This window comes from Methylomagnum sp. (assembly GCF_054333355.1).
Window position 1 is genome coordinate 1 of the sequence record NZ_JBTEKS010000248.1, and the last position, 6,646, is coordinate 6,646.

General features: G+C 62.2%; 7 protein-coding genes and 1 pseudogene. 1 reads left to right on the forward strand and 7 read right to left on the reverse strand.

From position 1 onward, the window contains the following. Positions 1-138 (forward strand): annotated as a pseudogene (locus ACXWUF_RS16115) (IS481 family transposase); the annotation flags it as partial. On the opposite strand, the gene ACXWUF_RS16120 reads toward ACXWUF_RS16115, so the two are convergent. The 7 genes from ACXWUF_RS16120 to ACXWUF_RS16150 all read right to left on the reverse strand — a co-directional run. Further along, positions 125-565, reverse strand: a complete 441-nt coding sequence (locus ACXWUF_RS16120) for a TorD/DmsD family molecular chaperone (protein WP_458495677.1) — start codon at positions 563-565, stop codon at positions 125-127. The pseudogene ACXWUF_RS16115 and the gene ACXWUF_RS16120 overlap by 14 nt on opposite strands. Beyond that, positions 562-1,227, reverse strand: a complete 666-nt coding sequence (locus ACXWUF_RS16125) for a 4Fe-4S dicluster domain-containing protein (RefSeq protein ID WP_458495678.1) — start codon at positions 1,225-1,227, stop codon at positions 562-564. Before ACXWUF_RS16125 ends, ACXWUF_RS16120 begins: the two co-directional genes overlap by 4 nt. Before the next feature lie 10 nt (positions 1,228-1,237). Next, positions 1,238-3,802 carry a molybdopterin-dependent oxidoreductase gene (locus ACXWUF_RS16130; RefSeq protein WP_458495679.1) on the reverse strand — a complete coding sequence of 855 codons (2,565 nt, stop codon included), beginning with the start codon at positions 3,800-3,802 and terminating at the stop codon, positions 1,238-1,240. Further along, positions 3,799-4,671, reverse strand: coding sequence for a hypothetical protein (locus tag ACXWUF_RS16135; protein WP_458495680.1), 873 nt, complete (start codon positions 4,669-4,671; stop codon positions 3,799-3,801). Before ACXWUF_RS16135 ends, ACXWUF_RS16130 begins: the two co-directional genes overlap by 4 nt. A 4-nt stretch (positions 4,672-4,675) precedes the next feature. Beyond that, positions 4,676-5,080, reverse strand: coding sequence for a hypothetical protein (locus ACXWUF_RS16140; protein WP_458495681.1), 405 nt, complete (start codon positions 5,078-5,080; stop codon positions 4,676-4,678). A gap of 354 nt (positions 5,081-5,434) precedes the next feature. Beyond that, a complete protein-coding gene (locus ACXWUF_RS16145; RefSeq protein WP_458495682.1) occupies positions 5,435-5,794 on the reverse strand; it encodes a hypothetical protein in 360 nt (119 codons plus the stop codon). A 481-nt stretch (positions 5,795-6,275) separates the two neighbouring features. Continuing rightward, a partial coding sequence (locus ACXWUF_RS16150; RefSeq protein WP_458495683.1) for a DUF6398 domain-containing protein occupies positions 6,276-6,646 on the reverse strand: 371 nt, incomplete at its 5' end.

The following is a 6,646-nucleotide window of genomic DNA, read 5'->3' on the forward strand; positions in this document are numbered from 1 at the left end:
CGCTATGCCGATATTTACAATCACGCCATCCCCCAGCGGGCGCTGGGTCATGTCGCCCCCATTAACGCCCTCGCCGAATGGCGCGAGAGAAAGCCAGAATTATTCGTTTCGGCGGTAGACAATCTCACGGGTCTTGACACTGAAGCTGGAACACCAGATGATCGTCCGGCCGCATCCGCCAGTCCGGCACCTTCAGGCCCGCCCCGGCATACAAGGTCCGCATGTCGAACATGGCGTCCTGGCAGATCAGGTGGTCGTCGGAAAGCCAGTACGACTCGTAGGGCGACGCGCCGAACGCGCCGGTCAGGTAGATCGCCGCGAAGTCGGCCGCCAGATCGTCCAGGAAGGCGGTGTCGGGCGCCGCCGGCAACGCCGCCACTAGGCTCCGCATCATGCCGAACGCCTTGCGGCCCGCGTCGTCGGTCGGCAGCAGCCCGAGATTTCCTGGAAAGTCGAGCGCTCTCAGTTCCGCTAGCACAGGGGGCGACAACTCCTGGTCCTGCAAAATAGCCAGGGTCGAAACGTCCTCGGCCAGCGCGGCGGTAACGTCAGAATTCAGCCTCATTCGACCTTCCCCTGGCTATGCGGCACAAAGGCAATCGAAGGGTGGGTCAGCTCCGGGTTGGCCATGTTCTTCACCTGCCCGACGGTTTTGTCGTTGGGGCCGATGGCCAGGGTCGGGTGGCTGCCGTCCCGCAGTTTGTCGATGGGTCCGATGTCCAGCACCCGCATCATGCAGGCCTGGACGCAATACGGCTTGCGGCCCGCGTCGATTTCGTCCACGCAGAGATTGCATTTCTGGATGATCCGCTCCTTCGGATTCCATTGCGGGGCGCCGTAAGGACAGGCGGCCTCGCACTTGCGGCAGCCGATGCACAGCGTCGAGTCGATGTCCACGATGCCGTCCTTCTCGCGCTTCCAGATCGCTCCGGTCGGGCAGGTCGGCAGGCAGGCCGGCTCGGCGCAATGGTTGCAGGACATGTTCACCTTGTAGGCGTACACATCCGGGAAGGTTCCGCCCTCGACATACATGACGCGCCTAAAGCGCGGCCCCGGCGGCAGGCCGTTCTTGTCCTTGCAGGCGATTTCGCAGGCGCGGCAGCCGATGCAATCGACATTGTTGTGGACGAAGCCGAACTGCTGGGCCGGCTTCACCGGCTGGTAGGTCTGCGTCTCCTTGCGCTGGAGAGCCGCCTTCACTTCGTCCATATCCAGTTTCTTGGCCATGTTCGGTCCCTCAGGTGTCGCGCCGGAAAATGAAGGAGCGCGCCGTCGCCTCGCTGTCCCAGCCGGGGCGATGTTGCAACGCGGACTTTTTCAGGTTGACCAGAATGGTGTTGTAGGCGAAAGCGCCCGCCGGGCTGGGTTCGTCCTTGGTCAGGAAATCCGGATTGCCGGCGCGGTCGACGCCCTGCTTGTCCAGGTCCATCCAGGCGCCCTCGTACACCACCACGACGCCGGGCAGGCAGCGTTCGGTGACATAAGCGGGCAGCACGATCTTGCCGCGCGGATTCCAGGCTTCGACGATGTCGCCGGTGACGATGCCCAGCCGCCGGGCGTCGGAGGCGTTGAGGGTGATTTCCTGCTGGAAGGTTTCGCGCAGCCAGGGAATGTTGTGGAAAATCGAGTGCGTCCGGTGGCGCGGATGCGGGGTAATCATGTGGAAGGGATAGTCCTTGGCCAAGGGGCTGCCCATCCACTCGAACGGCTCGATCCACTTGGGGATGGCGGGGATCGGGTAGCCCCACTGGGTCTTGGTCCAGTCCTTAACCTTGGCCAAGGTCGTGGAGAATATCTCGATCTTTCCCGACGGGGTCTCGAAGGGCTCGCCGTTTTCGATTTGCTCGCGGAAAGCCACATGGGGCCGGTCGAACACAAACTTGTAGACGCCGTGCCGCTTGAAGTCCTCCCAGGACATGGTGACACCTTGGTGCTCCTGCACTTGCTCCCACCAGGCGGCCAAGTAGGCTTCGTCCACCGCGTCCGGGTTCTGGAAGTAGCCGCGGTCGGCGCGAGGGTTGTAGCGTTTGCCGAAATCCTTGAGTTCTGGATCGAGCTTCTCCAGGCGATAGGCCAGTTCCGTGTAGATTTGGAAATCGGTCTTGGATTCGCCCAGCGGCTCGATCACCTTGGGCCGGTGGATGTAGTAATGGCCCTTGTACCAAGGGAGGGCGACATCGTGGCGCTCGAAGTGGGTGGCGATGGGCAGCAGCACGTCGGCCCACAGCCCGGAAGGCGTGATGGTCGAATCGGAACAGACCACCAGTTCCAGCTTCTTGATCGCCTCGATTTCCTTGTTGATGTTGGTGAGCTGGTTGAACCAGTCCGAGCCGTGCCAGAAGATCGCCTTGATGTTGGGAATCTTGCCGTCCAGTTCGTCGTTGCGCGGCCACAGGCCGATTTCCTCGCGCCTGACGTTCGGGTAGTTCAGCACGCAATGCGCCCAGCGGTCGGACTTGATGGAAGACCACCAGAGATTGGCGTTCTCGTCGTAAGGGTAGGCGACCGACATGGCGTGCCAGCCTTTGCCGACGCCCTCGGCGCAGCCGCCCAGCACGCCGATGTTGCCGGTCATCGCCTGCAACGCCGCCGCCATGCGGTTGTATTGCTCGCCGTAAGCGTTGCGGCCCGGCCCCCAGGAAGCCTTGAGCGCCGCCGGCTTGGTGCGGGCGTACATGTCGGCGAGCTTCCTGATGTCGGCGGCGGCAACGCCGCAAATCTTTTCGGCCCATTCCGGCGATTTCGGCGTGTTGTCGTTGGTGCCGAGGATATAGTCCCTGAAGCTTTCCTGGCCCTTGGCCCAATCCGGCATGGTGTCGGCGTCCATGCCCTGGCAGAACTTGTCGATGTAGGCTTGATCTTGCAGGTTGTTGGTGAAGATGTAATGCGCCATGCCGGCCAGCATGGCCGCGTCAGTGTTGGGGCGGATCGGAATCCACCAGGCGTCGTAGGCGGCGGCGGAGTCGGTGTATTGCGGGTCGATGACGACGAACTTGCAGCCGTCCTGCTTGGCTTTGCGCATGTAATAGAAGGTGTTGCCGCCGTGGAAGGTGTAGGCCGGATTCCAGCCCCACATGATGATCAGCTTGCTGTGGGCGAAGGCGTCGTCCTCGTTGCCGTCCTGGATGGTGCCGAAGGTGATGTTCGAGGAAAAGGTCGTGCCCTGATAGCTGGGCACCGACCAGGAATTGGTGCGGCAACCGAACATGCCGAGGAAGCGCGCCAGCAAGCCTTCGATCTGATCCGACTTGTGCAGCACGCCGTAGGACGTGCCCGCGTAGGCTTGGTCGAGGATGGCGGTCGGGCCGTGCTTCTGCTTCAACTCGACCATCTTGGCCGCGATATGGTCCAGCGCCTCGTCCCAGCTCACCCGCTTGAACTTCCCCTCGCCGCGCTCGCCGACCCGGATCATCGGGTAGAGCAGGCGTTCGGGCGAATACAGCCGCGAGCGGTAAGAGCGGCCCCGCAGGCAGGCCCGCAACTGCGGTTCGGCCATCGTGTCCTTGCCGAACGCGCCCCCGGCTTGGTAGCTGCCATCGTCGGTGGACAAGCGCACGATCACGTTGCCCTTCTTGTGCGCGACCAGCATGTGACGCGAGCCGCAGTTGTGGTCGCAGGACGTCACCACGGTGGTGAGCTGATCGTCCGTGAAGTACGGCTCATAAGCGAAGGCTTCTGCATCCTTCTGGCCCAGTGCCAGTTCCAGCAGGTTGCTGGTCGAGGCCAGCACCGTGGCGCCCGCCACGGTTTTCAGGAAGCTGCGCCGCGCCGGATTGAGAATGAGGACCGGGGAGTTGTTCATAGTTTCGGCTCGACCTTCGGGGTGCTGGAGTCGGAATGGGTGGGGCGGGATTTCGCCCACTCGGGCGTGCCTTCCGGCATTTCTGGCCAGGGATTGCGGGCATAGGGATAGGCGATGCGGTACCAGGCCCGCCCGCCGTGGCAGCCGTAACAGACATCGCCGCCGGCCTTGTCGCGCTGGCCGACCACGGCAGCCGCCTCGATGGCGGCGGCGTCGAGGTAATCGACCTTGTGCCGGTGGGTGCGGGTGGAGGCATGGCAAGGCAGGCAATCGTTGAGGAACAAGTGCCTGACCTCGGGCCAGGGACCGGTTAGCCCCATGATTTCTTCCGGTCCGCTCATCTGGCCGTGGCACTTGAGGCAAATGGTTTCCGGGTTGACCTGCTTGCGTAGCGTGAAACCGGCGTCGCTCTGCGGCGGAGCGGTGGCCGACGATCCCGGCGCTTCGTCGCGGGGATCGTGGCCCTGATGGCAGGTGTTGCATTTGAAATTCATCAGTTGTTTGGCCAGCGGCGTGACCAGATGGCGGCGGTGGAAGGTTTCCTGGTCCCCGCTGTACGTGCTGACCTGCTGATACCAAGCGAGGCTGGTGGCGGCCTCGACCCCGGCGGGGGAGGCGTCGCGCACCTTGTCATCCAGAACCTCTTTATGGCAGGCCAGACATTGCGCGTCGCTGGCCGAGGCGATGGCCGGCTTGAAATGCAAGGGGCTGTAGGTGTCGCGCAGTAAATCCCCGGTGGGTTGGCTGGGCGGGGCGGACTCGGCGGCGGGGACGCTGGCCTGGGCGGGTGGCTTCGGGCCGGTGTCATCGCCACAGGCCGCGAGCAGAACCAGCAGGCCGGCGAAAATCAGTTTGATCGGATCGTTCATGGTGTTATTGGCCCGCACGGTTTGAGTCGCGAACGCCGTGGCGCCAGTCGCGCAGGTCGTAATAGCCCGGCATTCCCGGCTGGTTAAAGGGCGTGTACCAAGCGCCTTGGCTGTCGAGAAACCCGAGGCCGACGGGGATCGGTTCGCTGAACCCGGTCAGCGACCGGGCGCGCCAATTGGCGTTTGGGACAAACTCGCGAATCACCGGTGCGCCTGCCGGTCGCTGGTTCGGTTGCAGGCCGGCCACGAATCCACTCGACTTGGTGGGCGATACAGGGCTCGCGGATTCGGCGGATTTGGCGGGAAGCGCGGTCTCCTTGCCCGGTTTTGCCGGGGTGGCGTTTTCGCCGCAGGCCGACGCCAGGGCGAGCAAGCTGGCGAGTATCAATTTGTCGAGCGGGTTCTTCATAACGCTATGGCTCACAATTTGAGTGACCGGGGTCCATGGGCCACATTGGCGCGGATCGTAACAGCCCCGCGATCCTCGACTGGTTAAAGGGCATGAGCCGCCGTCCCGGCTGTCAAAAAAACCAAGGCTTTCGGTCATTGGCTCGGTTGATTTTGGATGTCGGCGTGATAGCCGCTTTCAAATAACTGGTGCGCCTTCTGCGGCTGGGTCGCCTCCGCCAAAAAGTCGGCCACCAACAGGTTGCAAGTGGTTTTCCGATCCTGGCAGGAGGATGGTTAAAGCTGAAAAGAGGAATGGGTGGGGTGTCGACGCGGGCAAAAGGGGCCTCGCCCGCGTCAACCAGCTACTTCATTCCTACTTCGCGATGACGGGCCAGCCCCCCTTGCTCTCCATGCCGGACATGCCGGACATGCCCTTCTGGCCCGCCATGCCGGACATTCCGCCCATGCCGGACATGCCTTTCTGACCACCCATGCCGGTCTGACCTCCCGTCTGGCCGCCCATGCCACTCATGCCGGACATGCCGGACATGCCCTTCTGGCCCGCCATGCCGGACATTCCGCCCATGCCGGACATGCCCTTCTGGCCCTCCATGCCGGACATGCCGGACATGCCTCTCATTCCAGCCATGCCTTCTTGCTCGGCCGCAACAACCGCACCGGCGGCGCTTAGGGATAACAGCAGGGCAATAGCAGCGATAGATTTGTTTTTCATGTGTGTCCTTTAAAAGTTAAATATTGCGAAGAACCCGATCCAATCGGACTGGATTCAAGTTGTGACGCCAGAGAAATGGAATCACCTGAAACTCACTAAGCATATTTGGTGCCGAGTTATATGTAATTCAATAAGCCATTGAAACTAAATGACTTATTAAGCATGAGTCGGCCTGGAATCATTCAATGGCATGACAAGATGTCATGGCTTAACCATGTCTCTCGTTGTATGTCGTGGTTTTTCATAAAGTTAAGTACATGCCAAATTGGCATGGCGCCTTTCGTCAGGGCGCAATTCTTCGGTTGCTCTTCAAGTTTTTTTTCGCTTGATGGAATGGAAGAGAATGAGCGTTTGCGTCCAGGGAGTCTGCGGCCCGTCTTTCGCTACCGCGTTCTGCATGGAGAAAAGGTAGCGGCGATTACCTGCGGATGGTCATGGATCGGCGATGAAAGGGTGATTCTGCACAAACGGAGAAAAACTCTCATAGGAGGCCGAACCTGCCCGCGGCGTCCTGTGGTGGTGCTCGGGGGAGATAAGGAATCAGCCCCTGCCGAAGGGCCTCCTCCTGGATTTCCCGCGGCGCGCGCCGGGCGTCCACGATCAAGCCGCTCACCCGGATGAGCCAGGCCATGGGGGTCTCCGCCAGTCGGCCCGGCCGCGTCCACTCGGGGTCCATGAGCCCGAGCTTCAACCGGTCCATGATCGCCGTCGACTTGGCCGGGCCCGCGCCCGGACTGAGGCCGAAGTGGGCGCACAGCTCGTCCGCCCTGAGGTGCGGCGCCTGGGTTTTGTCGAACAGGAAGTTGACGCGCCCCACCGCGTGGGCGATCCCGCCCGCCCAGGCTTTCGCTC